Genomic DNA, 17,863 nt, shown 5'->3' with positions numbered 1-17,863 from the left:
TATTTATACTTAATCTTGTAAGTTTATTATAGTGCAAAGGAATGGTAAATTCTACATTAAATCCATATATATATCATAATTTATATATATTGACGAAATATTTAGCTAATTTGATAAGAAATATGCTTTTATCAACTTGATTAATGATTAATATTGTTTGACACCCCAGAAAAAATAAAAAAGATTATTCTGTTATTTATGTTAAGCCAAATCAAATTCATTACTTTATTAAAGGAACAGAACATACTGATACATATTAGAAATGTATAAACATCATTTACCTAAAAGTATATTACAGCAGCTTTATTGAAATTTTATAAAAAAAAACTCCATTTTGATCAATCTTTTATTCAAAATGGAGTTTTTTCATTCCGTTTTTCAACCACTGCTACTACACATTTATATAATATTTCCAAGCCACTCTGTAATTCTTCATAGGTGGCATAGGCATAGGATAATCGGATATGATGGGAATCCTGTGGATCATAAATATAGCCAGGGTTTATAAGGACCTGTTGATACAATAGCTGGGTAAATAATTCTTTATCAACGATGGGCTCATGAAACTTTAACCAAATATAAAAGCCTCCCTTTGGCTTGCTCCAGTCAGCCAAATCATCAAATTTTTCTTTTAAAATAGTCTCTACATAATCTGCACGTCGCTGTAATTTCTGGCGTAAGTCTTCAATATGCTTTTCATATTTACCAGATTGTAACCAATGTAAGACAATTTCCTGCGAAATGGCGCTTGAACCGTAATCTGTTTGCATTTTTATATCTGCCAATCGTTCAATCACTGTTGTTGGACCGATTAACCAGCCTATACGAAGGCCAGGGCTTAAGGTTTTCGAGACACTTCCAATATAGAGGACTTGCCCACTATCATCCATTGATTTTATTGGAGGTGTTGCCGCTTCAAAGAGCAATTCATGATAAACGTCATCTTCAATAATAGGAATGCGAGATGCTTTACACGCTTCGTAAAGTTGCCTTTTTTCTTGCGTTGTCCATACCTCACCAGTTGGATTGTTTAACGTAGGAACAGCATAAAACACAGCCTGTCTTTTTCTTTTTTGTTGAGCCAATGTTTGGGCAAGCTGTTCACCTCGATGGATAGCCATCATTTGCATACCCACCGACTGAAAGGGATGAACTGAATTTAAATAAGATGTTTGGTCCTGGAACACAATAGCGCCCTGCTCAAGTAATCCGACAGCAATCAGCTGCAATCCCTGAAGTGCGCCTGAAACAATACAAATATTTTGAGGCTGTACATGGATGCCTCTCTTTTTCACATACTTACAAATTGCAGCTCGCAATCTTTCGTTGCCTTGGGGTGATGAATAACCTAAAGCTTTTGATTGCAAAGAGAGCTCCTTCAGTGAGGCTTCTATATCAGTAGTTGGCAGTAGACTTGGTGCAAGCTCCCCAGTTCCCAGACGAATGACATCATCGCGCTGTTCATATTCATTGATTATTTGAATGGTATGGTAATTGGGCTTATGAAGACTAGTGTCTATATATTTTTGCCAATTTGGTTGTGTTTGTGTAATTAATGAATGCCAGGAATTATCAGCTACATAAATACCTGAGCCGACCTTTGCTTCTAGTATACCAGCTGCCTTTAAATCCTCTAATGCGTGCTGAACTGTACTGCGATTGACTCCAAACTGCATGGCAAGCTTCCTTTGTGTTGGTAGCTTTGTTCCCGCCACCCAATCTCCTCGCTCAACATGTCCAGTAATCCACTGGATAATTTGCTGCTGTAATGTCATTTCACCCTGTTTAATTGGCTGCCAGTTCAATCAAATCACCTCAAGTACTTAAAATTGGGTGGTAAAAAAACCATCCAATTGGTCGTTTTCTTTTAGTTATATCATAACTAGAATGTTTAGTGAAAGGAGTGAATTTTGTTGGAAGCATTTTTTCATGGAATGATTTTAGCTTTTGGACTTATTCTGCCATTAGGCGTACAAAATGTCTTTGTCTTTTCACAGGGTGCAACACAGCCTCATCTAGTTCGAGCCTTCCCTGCGAGCATCACAGCCGCAATTTGTGATACACTTCTAATTTTGCTTGCAGTATTCGGTTTATCTATCATCATATTGCAGTTTGAGTGGCTACGTTTTGCCTTAATGACGGTTGGTATACTTTTCCTACTTTATATGGGCTATACTATTTGGCGCTCCGACCCAGCCACAGCTGATAATAACGAAGCACTTCCTGTGAAAAAACAGATGTTATTCGCGCTCTCTGTCTCACTTTTAAATCCACATGCCATTTTAGATACAATTGGTGTGATTGGGACGAGTGCTTTAAAATATAGTGGCACTGAGCAATTATTGTTCACCACTGCTTGTATATTGATTTCTTGGCTATGGTTTTTTGGACTCACCGTTGCTGGAGCCTATTTCAAAAAACTCGATAGCTCAGGGAAACTAATGAGTATTTTTAATAAATGTTCCGCTATCTTTATCTGGGCTACAGCTCTTTATCTAATTAATGGGTTATTTTAATTTTTACATAAAAACGCTCAGGATTCTTCCAATTTTGGTTACCTGAGCGCTTTTACTAGCAACCTGAGCTGTTTCCGGGCTTACCCGAGCACTTTTCCTACCAACCTGAGCGGATTTCAGGCTTACCCGAGCGCTTTTACTAGCGACCTGAGCTGTTTCCGGGCTTACTCGAGCGTTTTTTCTGGCAACCTGAGAATTTCCAGGATTACCCGAGCGCTTTTCCAGCCGACCTGAGCTGTTTCCAGGCTTACCCGAGCGCTTTCCCAGCCGACCTGAGCTGTTTCCAGGCTTACCCGAGCGCTTTCCCAGCCGACCTGAGCTGTTTCCGGGCTTACCCGAGCACTTTTCCTAGCGACCTGAGCTGTTTCTGGGCTTACCCGAGCACTTTTCCTAGCAACCTGAGCTGTTTTCGAGCTTACCCGAGCACTTTTCCTAGCAACCTGAGCTGTTTTCGAGCTTACCCGAGCACTTTTCCTGTGACCTAAACGAACTCGAGGGTTACTAAACTTCCTGTGAACTAAAAATTATTAAAATAAACGGTAATCTTCTCATCAAACATATCTGTCTCAATATAGCGTTCACTCTGACTCTCACTTACATAATCAATATCATGTAACAACACATTTGCTTTTAATAACGCTTCGTGCTGCTGGATAATAGACGTTGCTTTAGTATTTCCAGCAATTGAAATTGAAACATACTGCTCTACTGGTAGTTGCCACTTTTTACGTGTGTCTTGGATTGTGCGAATTAATTCTCTTATTTGTCCTTCTTCCAGTAAGCTTGCTGTAAGCTGAACATTCATAAGGATTCGACATGAGGCATCTTCTGCTAAAATATATTGATCCTTTACCATCGATTCCATTAACACATGTTTCTTTAACAATGTTAGCTGTTCCCCGTCAATCGTAAACGTTACCTCATCTGTTCTCTGTAACTCACGTTTTTCCTGATCATTAAAATTCACTACATACTCTTTTACTTTATTCACTTTTGCTCCAAATACTGCTCCTGCTGTTTTAAAGTTCAGTTTATAATGAACTGTTTCGTATGCTGAAAAATCATTTGTCCATAAACATTCTTTCATATTTAGTTCGTCTTTCACAAGCTCGCTATATGGCTGAAAATCGGTTAATTGTCCATCAACAGAGACAATGATTTCGCTTAATGGCTGCTTGACCTTGATCCCCTGACTATTGCGAATGCTACGCCCCAGCTCTACGATTGTTAAAATAGTTTGCATTTCTTTTTCGAGCTTCGCATTAACAAGTGCTTCATTATATTTCGGATAGTCCTGTAAATGCACGCTTTTTCCACATAATTGTCGATACAAATCCTCTGCAATAAATGGTGTGAATGGTGCTAATAATTGACAAATTATTGTTAATAGCTCATATAGCGTGCTAAAGGCTCCTCGTTTGTCCTCCGATAACCCATTTGCCCAAAATCTTGCCCGTGAACGTCGGATATACCAATTACTTAGCTCTTCCACAAGCTTTCCAATTTCACGTGTTGCCTGTGTAAATTGAAAATCATCCATACATTTTGTCACAAGCTGAATTGTATAATGTAAACGAGACAATATCCAATGATCTAAATTTGTACGTGTGCCTGTATTGTTTGCATCGTACTCAAAGCCATCGATTTCAGCATACAACTGATAAAATTTAAATATGTTATCCAATGTATCAACTAACTTTGATTTCGCATCCATAACAATTTTTTTTGAAAAGCGTTTCGGATTCCAGGGAGAACTGTCGACTAAAAATGACCATCGCAAAGCATCCGCTCCATATTGCTCTATTAGTTCTACTGGCTCCAATGCATTTCCTTTACTTTTCGACATTTTCTGACCGTGCTCATCTAAAACATGCCCTAAGGAAAGTACTTTTTTATAAGGTGCCTTTCCTGTAAATAAAGTTGAAACCGCTAATAGACTATAGAAAAATCCTCGTGTTTGATCAATGCCTTCGATGACCACATCAGCAGGAAATTGATTATTGAAAGCAGCAAGGTCTCCAAAAGGATAATGCTGCTGTGCAAATGGCATGGAGCCACTATCAAACCATACATCAATCACTTCAGGTGTGCGTTCCATCTCACCATTACATTTTGGACAACTACAAATAACCTCGTCGATATATGGCTTATGAAGCTCGACATCTTGTAAAGTACCCTTCGCTAACTTCTTTAAAGCCATAATACTATTTGGTGCTTCTTCATGACCACAATCCTGACAAATCCATACGTTAAGGGGTGTACCCCAATAACGATTACGACTAATATTCCAGTCCACTAAATTTTCTAAGAAATTTCCGAATCTACCGTGTTTAATATGCTCTGGATACCATGTGACCTGCTCATTATTTTCTAATAGCTTTTCTTTTAATGCTGACATTTTAATAAACCAGCTATCTGTTGCATAATAAAGTAAAGGTGAATCACAGCGCCAGCAATGAGGATAGCTATGCTCATATTTTTCCTTATCAAACAGTAGCTCCTTTTTGGCAAGCAATTTAATAATGTCAACATCGCATTCTTTGACAAATTTACCGACTAGCTCTGGCACCTCTCCTGTATAACAACCTTTTCCATCCACAACATTGACAAATGACAGACCATTTTGTTGAACAGTTTTATAATCGTCCTCTCCATAAGCAGGTGCAATATGCACGATGCCGGTTCCACTATGCTCTGTCACATAATCAGCTAGTACAACATTATGCCCTTTATCAACTGTAACGTATGAAAAAGGTGGGATGTAGGACACACCTTCAAATTCATGACCATAATGTTCACTTAACACTTCCACCGGTTCAGTAAAAACCTTTTTGACAAGTGATTTTGCTAGAATATACACTTTTTCCCCCTGCTTCACACGCACATACGTAAGCTCTGGGTTCATTGCTAACGCAACATTAGCAGGTAATGTCCATGGCGTTGTTGTCCAGCCAAGAAAATATTCGTCCTTATCCTTGAGCTTAAACATCGCTGTTACAGATAAATCCTTAACATCCTTATAGCCCTGTGCCACTTCATGAGAGCTTAAAGATGTTTGACAGCTAGGGCAATATGGTGACACTCGATGCCCTTTATATAAAAGCTTTTCCTTGTGCACATGGCTTAAAATATGCCATACGGACTCGATATACTCATTACTAAGTGTTAAATAGGGATCATCCATATCAATCCAATAGCCTAGTTGTTCTGTAAAGGAGCGCCATTTCTTCTCATAGGTAAAGACGCTTCCTTTACACTCCTGGATAAATTGTTCAACACCATATTTCTCAATTTCTTGTTTACCAGAGATACCCAGCTTTTTTTCTACCCCTAATTCTACAGGTAAACCATGTGTATCCCATCCAGCTTTACGTTCGACTAAATAGCCTTGCATGGTTTTATAGCGAGCAACGACATCTTTAATTGTTCTACCAAATGCGTGACCCACATGGGGTAATCCATTCGCTGTTGGTGGCCCTTCGTAAAATACAAAAGGCTTGTTGCCAGAACGATTCGCAACAGTTGCCTGGAACGTTCCTTCTTGCTCCCATAATGCACGAATCCTTAATTCTCTTTCTACAGTTGTTTCTTTTTTCTTTTCCACTTGCATGTGACTTCCTCCTATACAATCCATTTGTATAAAAGGCATACAAAAACCCCGTCCCAAGCAAGGGACGGGGTTAACCGCGAATACCACCCTAATTCTATTGACGCATCGTTCAATAGCACTCAGCAACGTACAATCATACGTGTTCTTTTTAACGGTAGACACCCGGATTAACCTACTATGTTCGGCTAATCTTCTCAGAGAGGATTTTCATGTAACATTTGCACACCGACTTTCACCATAAATGTCGGCTCTCTGTAGAACAAAATGAAACATTACTCTTTCTCATCAACGAATTTGTATGCTTTTATTGTCATTCATCTTAACAAAGTAATTTTTGCCTGTCAACAATTTCAAAATACTAAAAATGCCTCTAGACATGCCTCAATACTTTTATGAAATAAATACTGTATTATGAAGCCTGCCACTTGTTATGTATTATCGCAGATTGTAAAAGTTCGGCTTGCTCTTCTTGCTGCTCTATTTTTAATGTCCTTAAGAATGTTTAACCATTTTCATGAAGTACCATGTTCTCTCCTTATTCTTGATTCAAATGCCATAATTTTTTTAATGGTATATCTGCTAATTTATAACCATATTTCTGATACAACATTCGATCTACTGCAATTTCTGGCCACTCCAAATAAAATTTCACAACCACGTTACAATGGGCAAGTGCTAAATGATTTGTGAAACGCTTTGCATAATCATCTAAAACTTCTTTATGTTCCTTTTTTACACCGATTTCAGAAAAAATGCTAACTGATACATAGTTTGTCCGTTGAGCATCTTCATCAATGATAGCATCTGGTAATTCCATTTCCTCAATAGAAGCTTTCCTTCGTTCATCCATAATAACTATGCAGTAATGTATTTGCTCGATACGGATTGACCAGACTTCCAAATCAGTCAAGCGCACAATCCGTTCAAAATAATCAATCATTCTCTGTACCCCTGTCTATTTCCATAGTATAACTTTCTCGATAAATTCCATCTAACTTCCAGCCATTGTAAAACCTTACATAAGTGAATTCCTTCTGTTCTCTATTGTCTATCGTCACAATTACCTTGCTTCGCCACGGTAAGGTTAATGCACGCACTTGCCCATCTCTCACTTTTTCTATTTGATCCGATAAATCTAGCAATGTAGCTGGGGCAATTGCATGCTCGATTAAATAAAGCTGGCGGTCACGGCTGTCCTCAAAATCCTGCATTACTTGCTGATGAAAGGCAATGACTTTTTTATTAGCTCCATACATACCTATAAACACCGTAAAGATACTAATGATTGTGAGTGTTCCTATCCAAAGGAAATGTTTTTTTCTTAAACCCCAATAATAAGAAGAGTGATAATTCTGTTTATACAAATACAAGTAAGAAACGATACAGATTGGCCAAATAAATAGTAACTGCCAAACAAGCACAATCCAAAAGATATCACCAAAGGATATCACATAATAAATAGTTAAAAAATTTAATAACCCTATTGAAGAAAATAGCTGCCATTTACAATGCTCCATATATTTACTCTTAAAATGTAAAAATAATAGAGGAATAGTTAACAGGAAAGCGATTGCAAAATCCATAATTATAAACAAAGCCTTCACCCCCTTCTTTCTTTTTTTATGTAATAATGCTGTAATTACTTACAATAATTGTATCTTAATTTACCACCAAAAACAGCTTATCCTAAATGAAAATGACCCTAATTGTGAGTTGGGGCATATCATTTTTAATAAGCTGTTTTTCTATTATTTCACAATTTCAATTTCATCCAAATTAGCTACAAAGCCATATTTGCCAAGACGCTCTTGCATACTATAGGTAACGTTTACCATTTTTCCTATTGCAATTTTATCTTTTACTTCATGAAGTGGGTACCAAATGCCATTTTCTTTTTGATTTAACATTTCTTCATTTGATAAATGTCCAATTAAATCTTTTACTTCCCCAGAAACAACCAAGAAACGATCTTCTTCAATTGCTACAACATAACCTGTTTTATACTTTGTATCAGATACATACGCATCTTTTGGATCGATTGAAAATTGATATTTTTTCTTTAGATAGGCAATTTTATCTGGATATTTTGCAGTAAGATAATCCATTGCCTCTTTTTTAACACCAAGATAAGCATGTAGTGGAAAGGAATTTTCATATCTCTTTTGATAATCTTTGAGTAATTCGTTTCGCGCGATTCCCTTAATATTTAAAGGTTCGATATATTTTTCAAAATACTCATCAAATGTAAGCTCTAAACTTGCAAGACTATTATTAAAATCTTCATCTTCTAATTGATTCTCGAAATCTCGTTTACTTATTATTCTATTCTTGTCTATCAGTTCTTCATTTATTTCAATTCCCTTGCTTAAAGCATATGCGTAATAAGCATTCATTTCTATCATTAATTGAAAAAAATCATTACGAGATTGTTCACTTTGAGGATTATATGCATTCAACAACATTATGGATATTTCATCTTCATCTAGAATTGGCAGCTCATTTGAAGATAAATGAAGCTTATTATCAAATTGTAATTGTGAATAGAAAAACAACCCTATACATGCTGTAAAAACAATGGTTATTAAACTATATTGCCATCGCCAAGCTCTTTTTTTATTGTCACGCCGTTCTATATGCTGCACAACATTTGCCATAACCCTCTTTTTACTTTCCGATAGATTCCTTATTACTGTCACATCCACTTTACTCATGCAGTAGCACCTCCCATTCAATATGCTGTAGCTTTGGCTTTAATAGCTCTCTTCCACGACGCAGTCTTGTTTTGACTGTGCTCTCCGGAATACTTAATAGCTCGGCAATTTCCATAACAGGTAATTCCTCAAAATAAAAATAAATAAGAACCTCACGCTGTTTTAATGGTAGTGCTAAAATGGCATTTTCAATTAATGTTTGTTCATCTTGCTGAACAAGCATGTCCCTTCTTATCACAGTTTGCTTCGCAAAAATTTTCTGTTGTACCTGAATTTTACGGTAAGTCCAGCTACGTAAATAATCTTTACTTTTATTGGTAACAAGTTTTGATAAATAAGCCCGCAATTCCCCACGTTCTTCGTAGTTTTGTTGATGGTCATAAAATTTAATAAATACATCCTGAACGATGTCTTCTGCACATTGTAAATCTCTTACATAATAAAAGGCCAGTCGAATCAGCCTTTCAGTATGCTGCTCCATTATTCCTTCAAGTTCATAAATCTCAAGCAACATCTCTCCCCCTCTCTGCCCTATAAACGGTGCTCACAAGCTAGAGGTTTGCATTTTTTGAAATTTTTTCTCTATAAAGCTGCAGTAAATTCCTATCTTCACGATATAGGTGATTCACAACCTTGGCTCATGAGCAGGTTTCTTAGCTACCCAAGCAATTTTTTCACTTACTTGAGCAGTTTCCTTGGTCACTCGAGCAGGTTTTCCCCTGACCTGAGCAAGTTTCTTGGCTACCCGAGCAATTTTTTCACTTACCTGAGCAGTTTCCTCGGTCACCCGAGCAGATTTTCCCCTGACCTGGGCACATTTCTTGGCTACCCGAGCAGTTTCCCCCTGACCTGAGCAGTTTTCTCGGCTACTAAACATACTCTATTCTTATTTGTCTAAATTCTCATTAAAAAATGGAGCAATGACTGTTTTTTCTGTTGAAGATAGCACAATATTAGTTGAAGGTGTTCCATAGGGCATTGCCTCATCAATAAACCGCTCCAATGTTTCCACTGAATATGTAGCAAGCTTCACAATATAACTAATCTCACCTGCTACTCGATAACACTCCAAAACATCTGGGTGGGCATTGCAAAAATCTGAAAGACTTTTACAATCAATCGATTTAAATAAAATAATAGCTTGAATTGTGCGCTGTATCTTTTTTAAATTTACTTTTGCTTTATACCCTTCAATCATTCCTTGCTCTTCTAGCTTTTTAACACGTTCAATGACAGCTGGCGAGGATAAATGAACGGATGCCGCTAATTCCTTCATTGAAATTTTTGCATTTCGCTGTAATTGCAATAAGATTTCAGTATCTATTTGATCCATTGTTTTCCACCTTTTTTTATTAATTAGATTTAAGAAATTTCCTTATATTATAAACTAAATCCTTATAATTACATTATACAACTTCTGTTATTGTGAAACCTCGTCCTCTACAATGAAACATATAAAGGAGGCATATTCAGCATGAAAAAAATTTTATTATTATTAGCAAATGGCTTTGAGGCTGTTGAAGCGAGTGTTTTTACAGATGTTCTTGGCTGGAATAAATGGGAGGGCGATGGGTCAACAGAAGTAGTGACTGTAGGATTACATCCACAACTGCAATGTACATGGAATTTCAACGTAGCCCCAGAAAAATTACTTCACGAAATCTCATTGGAGGACTTTGATGCACTAGCCATCCCTGGAGGCTTTGAGGAAGCGGGCTTTTATACAGATGCCTTCAGTGAAGAATTTCAGAAGATTGTCCGTTACTTCGATGAACATAAAAAACCAATTGCCACGGTTTGTGTAGCTTCTCTTATTTTAGGTCATAGTGGCATTCTACAAAATCGAAGAGCTACCACTTATAATCATTCAACAAGCAAGCGTTTAGCACAGCTCCAATCCTATGGTGCAGTCATTGTCAATGAGCGAATTGTCCAAAACGAACATATTATTACATCTTCCAATCCTGGTACTGCCTTTGACGTGGCTTTTTCCTTGCTTGAAATGCTAACATCAATTGAAAATACAAGGAATGTGAAGGATTTAATGGGCTTTAAATAGAAGTGAGTCATCTTCACTACAAGAATCACCGCTGGAAAATTTGCGGTGATTCTATTTTTTTGGTGGATTTAGTAATAACCTAATAGAAAAGCACATACCTTAAAACGTAATCATTACTATTTTTAACAGAAGACATATATTTAGGAGGTACATGTGAATCGTTATGCTATAAAATATTTTTTTAATTTTTGGTTTTTATTCTTGCTAATCTTAGCTCTTTTTCTAACACCTTCCTTCTATTCTAATATCCCTTTGTTATTTGCTATTGGTCCTTCCCTATTAAATCTTAATACAATCTTTTTAAGTATCTTGATAGAAGCACTACCTTTTGTGTTAATCGGGGTTCTTATTGCAGGCTTTATTCAAATATTTATCACAGAGGATCATATACAGAAATGGATTCCTAAAAATAAATTGATGGCTGTTTTTATGAGCTGTAATGTTGGTGCATTATTTCCTGCATGTGAATGTGGTATTGTTCCCATTGTAAGAAGGCTAATCTCAAAAGGAGTACCTATTCATGCTGCAATGGGCTTTATGTTAACTGGACCACTTATTAACCCTATTGTCATCATTTCTACCTATATGGCATTTGGGAATGATGCGAAAATAGCAGGTTTACGAATGATTTTAGGATTTCTTTTTGCCATTATAATAGCTCTCATAATAAGTTTTTCCTTCAAAGGAACACAATTTAAACAAGGTATTCACATTAATAAACCACATGCCCCTGCAGAAAAATTACCGTTTAATAAAAAATGCTCACATATGTTAACACATTCAATTGATGAATTTTTTGATATGGGGAAATATTTAATCATTGGTGCCTTTCTAGCTGCATTTGTCCAAACATTTCTATCAACCAAGACATTAGTTAACATTGGAAGTGATCTACCATCTTCACTATTTGTCATGATGGCTCTAGCTTATATACTCTCACTTTGCTCTGAAGCTGATGCATTTATTGGTGCTTCATTTAGTTCGATTTTCCCTTCGCCTGCTATTCTTGCCTTCTTAATTTTTGGGCCGATGATTGATTTTAAAAATACCATTATGATGCTGGGCGTATTTAGGATTAAATTTGTATTATGGTTATTATTCATAGTCTTTGCTGTTGTCTTTACTCTGTTATGGCTGGCAGCACCATATATTTAGGGGGAAATTTATGCAATTTCACTTTCAACAAGCAGTCAAAGCAGCCATTTTATTTGCATTTTCTGCTATGATCTATAGTTTTCATGTCACAGGTAACATAACAAAATTAATAAATCCGAAATATGATATGTTAAGTAAAGCAGTAGCGATTATTTTTTTATTATTATTCGTAGTACAGCTAAAAAGAGTTTTTACTTTTTCAAATCAAAGTACTTCATATCATACTACATGTGGATGTTGCTCACATCAACAGGAAAATACATCACTTTCTATAAAAAAGGGGGTGTCCTATTTTATCCTTATCATCCCTATAGTCACTGGATTAGGCATGCCAACCAAGGTTTTAGATGCTTCGATTGCAGAAAAAAAAGGAGCAACGATTATGATGACCAACCAATCACAAGCGCTTACTGGTGATGAGGACGTAGCAACGTTGAATGATTCCACTGAAGGACACTCTGTTGATCCAAACTTATTGGAAAAAAAACAGGAAATGCCAAAAAAAGAATATGAGTTGTTGAAACAACAACTTGCCAAAAATCCATTGGTTGAAATGACGGATTATGTATATTCCATTTATTATGAGGACATTAATAATAACTTATTAAACTATCAAGGGAAAAGCATTCATATAAGTGGATTTGTATTGAAAGAAGATGATTTTGAACAGAATCAGTTAGTGATTTCTAGATTCTTAATTACACATTGTGTAGCTGATGCAAGCATCGTTGGTTTTCTGTCAGAGATACCAGAAGCAAGCAACCTAGAAGAAGATACGTGGATTGAAGCAGAAGGAATTATTGATATTGGGTACTATAATAATGTTGAACTTCCATTGCTTAAAATTAATAAATGGAAAGAAATAAAAATACCTGAAGAACCTTATTTATATCCTATAGATATTCTTATTAGTATGTAAATCAAGTGTCTTCCACCACTTTCTTCATGTATTTTACACATCCAAGGCAAATCCCCCTTCTAAACAACATAGCCACCTAGCACCGACTATGTCGATACTAGATGGCTACTTCTTAGTCCATTTTTACTGTCATTATGATCAGAGGAATAAATCCACTGCCATCATATTAACAGTTTAAATGCATTCAGTTTTATTTATTGATTGAAGAAACTAATTCCATTTCCTTCGCTGTTAATTCTGATAAATCCTTTGCATTTTTTAGCACTTCTTGTGGGATAGTAATCGTAGAAAGTGTATTATATGCATCATATGTGATGGCTGATTTTTGGTTAATTTTCATTTTTACATCCGCCATATTCATTGCTAAAGTCATATCAATTTCAATGTTTTTCATATCGAATGTCTTTTTATCAATCGTTAATTGATATTTTATATTGTCAAATGACATATTATTCAATGAAGCTAAAATGTCATCTGCCCCTACTTCTACTTCAGCTGAATCTTTTGTTGTTGTCCCCACTTGTACCTCTGCTGAATCTTTTGTTGCTGTTGCATTTCCTGCTTCCAACATCGGTAATAAAGTTGAAATTTGGTCTTTAACCAGTTTTGTAAATTTCTCACCATCTGCATTTAGTGTTAAAACATAAGCATTATCTGTTTCTTTTAATGTAAAGTCTTTTGCAAAGTCTTTTAGCATTTCAAGCTGGTCAGCTGCGTTTGCTTGGACACCTGCTTGTTCAAGCATAGCATCATACATATCAGTTGGGAACTTAAGCCATGCGCCTTGTGTTGCCTCATACATATACATTCCATCTTTAGCTGTCATGTACATTTTTAATGGCATCTCCATTTTTTCGCCACTTTCAGGCTCTGTCATAGCAATTGTTCCCTCAATGAAAAATTGCATTGGATCAACCACTACATCCATTGACATTTTGCTATTTGTGTTTGTTTTGAATGTTTCTTTTCCATCATTTACTTCTATTGCTTGTGTCATCGTCATACTAGCTTTCATGCTTTTCACGTCTTGTTGTTTAGCTAGAGATTTATTAAATACTTCTTCTAATGTTAAGCTAGGCTGTGGTGTTGTCGGCTCTGTTGATGGTGTTGACATTGCTGTCAATGTATTGACAATCAAGGTAGCTAATTGACCACGTGTTACTTTTTCATTGACACCGTATTCTGTAGCTGAAATTCCTGTTGAAATCCCTGCCTCATATAGTGCTGTCACAGCGTTAGCGTAGGAGCTAGTCTCTGGAACATCCACAAACGGACTTTTACCTTTTGCATCTAAGTCTAATGCTCGTGCAATCATCACAGCTATTTGTCCTCGTGTCACAGTTTCGGATGGACGGAATGTATGATCATCATACCCCTTCACCACACCAAGTGCTGATAACTTTTTAATAGCATCATAGTATTCATTTGATTTGTTTAGATCTTTAAAGTTTTGCTTTTCAACAGAAGCTGTATCCACTGTTGCAAGTCCGAAAGCATTAACAAGTATTTTCGCAACTTGACCACGTGTTACTGCTTGGGATGGTTTAAATGTACCATCACTATAACCATGTAAAACACCTGCTGTATAAAGTGAAGATATTCCTTCAAAATGTGGGTGGTCTTCACTTACATCTGAAAAAGGGCTTGCTGCTGATGCAGGTACTGCTGCTACCGCCGTTACTGCTAATGCAACTGCAGTTGTAGTATAAAGTTTTCTTTTCTTATTTTTCATCATTTTGCTCTCCTCTACTAATCCCATTAGGGTATGTATAACATTATTAATTATAAACAAATTTATGATAGATTGCTATATGTTGGGTCAATTTGAATAAATAAATATATAGTTGTAGAAAATTTGTAAACTTTTGAGCCTTTAGACATATAAAAAAACCGACCTCCAAGGAGATCGGTTTCTTAAAAAATGATTACTCAGCAGCTTTTGCGCGTAGAACCATTTGTAGGATACCACCGTGACGGTAGTAGTCTACTTCTACTTCTGAGTCGAAACGAGCTAAAGCTTGGAAAGTTTTAACTGTGCCGTCTTCAGATTTAGCAGTTACTGTTAAGATTTCACGTGGTTTTACATCATCAGTAATGTTTACAGAGATTTCTTCTTTACCAGTTAAACCTAGAGAATCAGCAGATTCACCGTTTAAGTATTGTAAAGGAAGAACACCCATCATTACTAAGTTAGAACGGTGGATACGCTCGTAAGATTGTGCGATAACAGTTTTCACGCCAAGTAGGAATGTACCTTTCGCAGCCCAGTCACGAGAAGATCCCATACCGTAGTCGTTACCAGCAAGTACTACTAAGCCAGTACCTTGCTCTTGGTATTTCATACATGCGTCATAGATATACTCTACTTCGCCTGTTGGCCAGTAAGTAGTGAATCCACCTTCTGTACCAGGAGCAACTTGGTTACGGATACGGATGTTTGCAAATGTACCACGCATCATTACTTCGTGGTTACCACGACGAGAACCGTAAGAGTTGAAGTCACGGATTGCAACACCGTTTTCGATTAAATATTTACCTGCAGGTGTTTCTTTACCAATTGCACCAGCTGGAGAAATATGGTCAGTTGTAATTGAATCACCGAACTTCGCCATAATGCGTAAGCCGTCTAAGCCTTTGATAGCTTCTGGCTCTTTCGCAAGACCTTGGAAGAATGGTGGGTTTTGGATGTAAGTTGAATTTTCATCAAATGTGTAAAGAGACTCAGTTGATGTTTCAATTGCATTCCAAGCTTCGTTTGCTGTGAATACAGTTTCGTATTCTTTTTGGAATAATTCACGGTTAACAACAGTACCTAATACAGCGTTAACTTCTTCAGTTGAAGGCCAGATATCAGCGAAGAATACTTCGTTACCATCTTTGTCTTTACCGAATGAATCTTTTTGTAGATCGATATCCACTGTACCAGCAAGTGCATAAGCAACAACAAGTGGTGGAGAAGCTAAGTAGTTAGCTTTTACAAGTGGGTGTACACGACCTTCGAAGTTACGGTTACCAGAAAGAACAGATGTTACGAATAAGTCATTAGCTTTGATTGCATCTTCGATTTCAGGAAGTAATGGACCTGAGTTACCGATACATGTTGTACAACCATAACCTACAGTGTTGAACCCGATTTGGTCAAGGTAAGATTGTAAACCTGAATCTTCTAGGTAACCAGTTACTACTTTAGAACCTGGTGCTAAAGAAGTTTTTACCCATTTAGGCACTGTTAGACCTTTTTCTACAGCTTTTTTCGCCACTAAGCCCGCAGCAATTAATACGTAAGGATTAGATGTATTTGTACAAGAAGTGATTGCAGCGATTGCAACAGCACCTGTTGGAATTTCTACATCACCTTCAGCAAATTTAGCTACAGAAGTTTTTGCGAATTCATCTTCAGTTAAACCGAAACCTTGTGTACCTTGTGGCGCCACTACTGCTTCTTTGTAACGAGAACGCATTTGAGATAGCGGAATTAAGTCTTGTGGACGTTTTGGACCAGAAAGGTTTGGTTCGATTTCAGCTAAGTTTACTTCTAATACGTCAGTGTAAACTGGCTCTAATGTTGGATCAAAGAACATGTGGTTCGCTTTTAAGTAAGCTTCTACAACCGCGATGTGCTCTTCGTCACGACCAGTTAAACGCATATAGTTTAATGATTCTTCGTCGATTGCGAAGTAACCACATGTAGCACCATATTCAGGAGCCATGTTAGAGATTGTTGCACGGTCAGCTAGTGGTAATTTAGATACGCCAGGTCCGAAGAACTCAACGAATTTACCAACTACGCCACGTTGACGCAATACTTGAGTTACTTTTAATGCTAAGTCAGTAGCAGTAGTTCCGTTTGGAAGATCGCCAACTAATTTAACACCGATAACTTCTGGGATTGGGAAGTATGAAGGTTGACCAAGCATACCTGCTTCAGCTTCAATACCACCAACACCCCATCCAAGAACGCCGATACCATTGATCATTGTTGTATGTGAGTCAGTACCAACTACTGAATCTGGGAATGTTTCGAATGTACCGTCAGCATTTTCGTTTACATGTACAACTGGAGCTAAGTACTCTAAGTTTACTTGGTGAACGATACCAGTTGCTGGTGGTACAGCACGGAAGTTATTGTAAGCAGTTTGAGCCCATTTTAAGAAGTTATAACGCTCAGCGTTACGTTCAAATTCAAGGTCCATGTTTGCTTGTAGTGCACTTGCATTACCATATTTGTCAACTTGTACTGAGTGGTCAATTACAAGGTCAACTGGAATAGCAGGGTTGATTTTGCTAGGGTCGCCGCCCATTTCTTTCATTGCAGAACGAAGAGATGCAAGGTCAACTACTACTGGTACACCAGTAAAATCTTGTAATACAACGCGAGAAGGTTTGAATGGTACTTCAGCTTCTGGATCTGCACCGTTACCCCATTTTGCTAATTCATTTACGTGTTCTTCTTTGATTACATACGCATCATATTGACGTAAAACAGATTCTAATAATACTTTGATTGAGTAAGGAAGGTTTGAAACTTTTGCAACGCCAGCTTTTTCAATCGCAGCTAAGTCATAGTAATTGTAAGATTTACCATTTACTTCGAATGATGCGCGGCTGTTGTGTAAATTACCTTGTGCCATTTGCGGATCCCCCTAAATATCTTTTTGAAAAGGCCTATGTAAAGCAACTTTTCTCCAATACCCATGATAACGTATTTATATTCATAAGTAAATTACATTAATATTATCTTTTTTGATAAGCATAACTTATGACCTTGGTTTCTAACCTGATGTTTCTAATTTTATAGATATGCATAAGATGAAGGATTTGCAGAAAGGACATTTTCTATACCTTTCTAACTAAATGTATTTAATTGAGGTACAGCTTGAGGTACACGTTACT

At 36.9% G+C, this 17,863-nt stretch carries 13 protein-coding genes and 1 other annotated feature; of the genes, 4 read left to right on the top strand and 9 right to left on the bottom strand.

From position 1 onward, the window contains the following. Positions 1-350: 350 nt before the first annotated feature. Positions 351-1,775 carry an aminotransferase-like domain-containing protein gene (locus AC3WOM_RS05360; protein WP_492445499.1) on the bottom strand — a complete coding sequence of 475 codons (1,425 nt, stop codon included), beginning with the start codon at positions 1,773-1,775 and terminating at the stop codon, positions 351-353. A gap of 138 nt (positions 1,776-1,913) precedes the next feature. Here AC3WOM_RS05360 and AC3WOM_RS05355 point away from each other — a divergent pair, with 138 nt between their 5' ends. Next, positions 1,914-2,516, top strand: a complete 603-nt coding sequence (locus AC3WOM_RS05355; protein ID WP_492445449.1) for a LysE/ArgO family amino acid transporter — start codon at positions 1,914-1,916, stop codon at positions 2,514-2,516. 517 nt (positions 2,517-3,033) lie between these two features. On the opposite strand, the gene ileS is transcribed toward AC3WOM_RS05355, so the two are convergent. The 6 genes from ileS to AC3WOM_RS05325 form a co-directional block, all read right to left on the bottom strand. Further along, complete coding sequence (gene ileS, locus AC3WOM_RS05350; RefSeq protein ID WP_492445447.1) at positions 3,034-6,126, bottom strand: isoleucine--tRNA ligase; 3,093 nt, start codon at positions 6,124-6,126, stop codon at positions 3,034-3,036. A gap of 57 nt (positions 6,127-6,183) precedes the next feature. Further along, positions 6,184-6,424, bottom strand: a binding site (T-box leader). A gap of 237 nt (positions 6,425-6,661) precedes the next feature. Next, the gene (locus AC3WOM_RS05345) at positions 6,662-7,066 is read right to left on the bottom strand and encodes a hypothetical protein (RefSeq protein ID WP_427545438.1); all 405 of its coding nucleotides are present in this window, start codon (positions 7,064-7,066) and stop codon (positions 6,662-6,664) included. Next, the gene (locus AC3WOM_RS05340) at positions 7,059-7,721 is read right to left on the bottom strand and encodes a hypothetical protein (RefSeq protein WP_427545436.1); all 663 of its coding nucleotides are present in this window, start codon (positions 7,719-7,721) and stop codon (positions 7,059-7,061) included. The genes AC3WOM_RS05345 and AC3WOM_RS05340 overlap by 8 nt, the downstream gene beginning before the upstream one ends. Positions 7,722-7,874: 153 nt before the next feature. Beyond that, positions 7,875-8,837: a DUF3221 domain-containing protein gene (locus tag AC3WOM_RS05335; RefSeq protein WP_492445444.1), complete on the bottom strand. Its 963-nt coding sequence runs from the start codon at positions 8,835-8,837 to the stop codon at positions 7,875-7,877. Further along, positions 8,830-9,351, bottom strand: a complete 522-nt coding sequence (locus tag AC3WOM_RS05330) for a sigma-70 family RNA polymerase sigma factor (RefSeq protein ID WP_427545433.1) — start codon at positions 9,349-9,351, stop codon at positions 8,830-8,832. Before AC3WOM_RS05330 ends, AC3WOM_RS05335 begins: the two co-directional genes overlap by 8 nt. Before the next feature lie 372 nt (positions 9,352-9,723). Next, positions 9,724-10,170, bottom strand: a complete 447-nt coding sequence (locus AC3WOM_RS05325) for an Lrp/AsnC family transcriptional regulator (protein WP_427545431.1) — start codon at positions 10,168-10,170, stop codon at positions 9,724-9,726. A 141-nt stretch (positions 10,171-10,311) separates the two neighbouring features. Between AC3WOM_RS05325 and AC3WOM_RS05320 the strand changes: the two genes are divergently transcribed. From AC3WOM_RS05320 to AC3WOM_RS05310, 3 genes are all read left to right on the top strand, one after another. Continuing rightward, on the top strand, positions 10,312-10,896 hold the full coding sequence (locus tag AC3WOM_RS05320; RefSeq protein ID WP_427545429.1) for a DJ-1/PfpI family protein: 585 nt from the start codon (positions 10,312-10,314) through the stop codon (positions 10,894-10,896). Positions 10,897-11,049: 153 nt separating this feature from the next. Next, on the top strand, positions 11,050-12,051 hold the full coding sequence (locus AC3WOM_RS05315; protein ID WP_492445442.1) for a permease: 1,002 nt from the start codon (positions 11,050-11,052) through the stop codon (positions 12,049-12,051). 10 nt (positions 12,052-12,061) lie between these two features. Next, positions 12,062-12,970, top strand: coding sequence for a TIGR03943 family putative permease subunit (locus tag AC3WOM_RS05310; RefSeq protein WP_492445440.1), 909 nt, complete (start codon positions 12,062-12,064; stop codon positions 12,968-12,970). Between the two features lie 190 nt (positions 12,971-13,160). Here the strand turns inward: AC3WOM_RS05310 and AC3WOM_RS05305 are convergent, their stop codons facing one another. Together AC3WOM_RS05305 and acnA are read right to left on the bottom strand one after the other, a co-directional pair. Beyond that, positions 13,161-14,705 carry a DUF6612 family protein gene (locus tag AC3WOM_RS05305; protein ID WP_492445438.1) on the bottom strand — a complete coding sequence of 515 codons (1,545 nt, stop codon included), beginning with the start codon at positions 14,703-14,705 and terminating at the stop codon, positions 13,161-13,163. Between the two features lie 190 nt (positions 14,706-14,895). Then, the gene (acnA, locus tag AC3WOM_RS05300) at positions 14,896-17,601 is read right to left on the bottom strand and encodes an aconitate hydratase AcnA (protein ID WP_427545421.1); all 2,706 of its coding nucleotides are present in this window, start codon (positions 17,599-17,601) and stop codon (positions 14,896-14,898) included. Positions 17,602-17,863: the final 262 nt, after the last annotated feature.

Source organism: Lysinibacillus sp. FW301-JW8 (assembly GCF_058788755.1).
Note: the sequence above shows the minus strand (reverse complement) of the source record. Positions and strands in the feature narration are given on the sequence as shown.

What these genes read in the sequence shown, in the direction of transcription:
- AC3WOM_RS05360 (WP_492445499.1), bottom strand. Translation starts at nt 1,775, where the DNA reads ATGACATTACAGCAGCAAATTATCCAGTGGATTACTGGACATGTTGAG.
- AC3WOM_RS05325 (WP_427545431.1), bottom strand. Translation starts at nt 10,170, where the DNA reads ATGGATCAAATAGATACTGAAATCTTATTGCAATTACAGCGAAATGCA.
- AC3WOM_RS05345 (WP_427545438.1), bottom strand. Translation starts at nt 7,066, where the DNA reads ATGATTGATTATTTTGAACGGATTGTGCGCTTGACTGATTTGGAAGTC.
- acnA (WP_427545421.1), bottom strand. Translation starts at nt 17,601, where the DNA reads ATGGCACAAGGTAATTTACACAACAGCCGCGCATCATTCGAAGTAAAT.
- ileS (WP_492445447.1), bottom strand. Translation starts at nt 6,126, where the DNA reads ATGCAAGTGGAAAAGAAAAAAGAAACAACTGTAGAAAGAGAATTAAGG.
- AC3WOM_RS05310 (WP_492445440.1), top strand. Translation starts at nt 12,062, where the DNA reads ATGCAATTTCACTTTCAACAAGCAGTCAAAGCAGCCATTTTATTTGCA.
- AC3WOM_RS05335 (WP_492445444.1), bottom strand. Translation starts at nt 8,837, where the DNA reads ATGAGTAAAGTGGATGTGACAGTAATAAGGAATCTATCGGAAAGTAAA.
- AC3WOM_RS05305 (WP_492445438.1), bottom strand. Translation starts at nt 14,705, where the DNA reads ATGATGAAAAATAAGAAAAGAAAACTTTATACTACAACTGCAGTTGCA.
- AC3WOM_RS05320 (WP_427545429.1), top strand. Translation starts at nt 10,312, where the DNA reads ATGAAAAAAATTTTATTATTATTAGCAAATGGCTTTGAGGCTGTTGAA.
- AC3WOM_RS05330 (WP_427545433.1), bottom strand. Translation starts at nt 9,351, where the DNA reads ATGTTGCTTGAGATTTATGAACTTGAAGGAATAATGGAGCAGCATACT.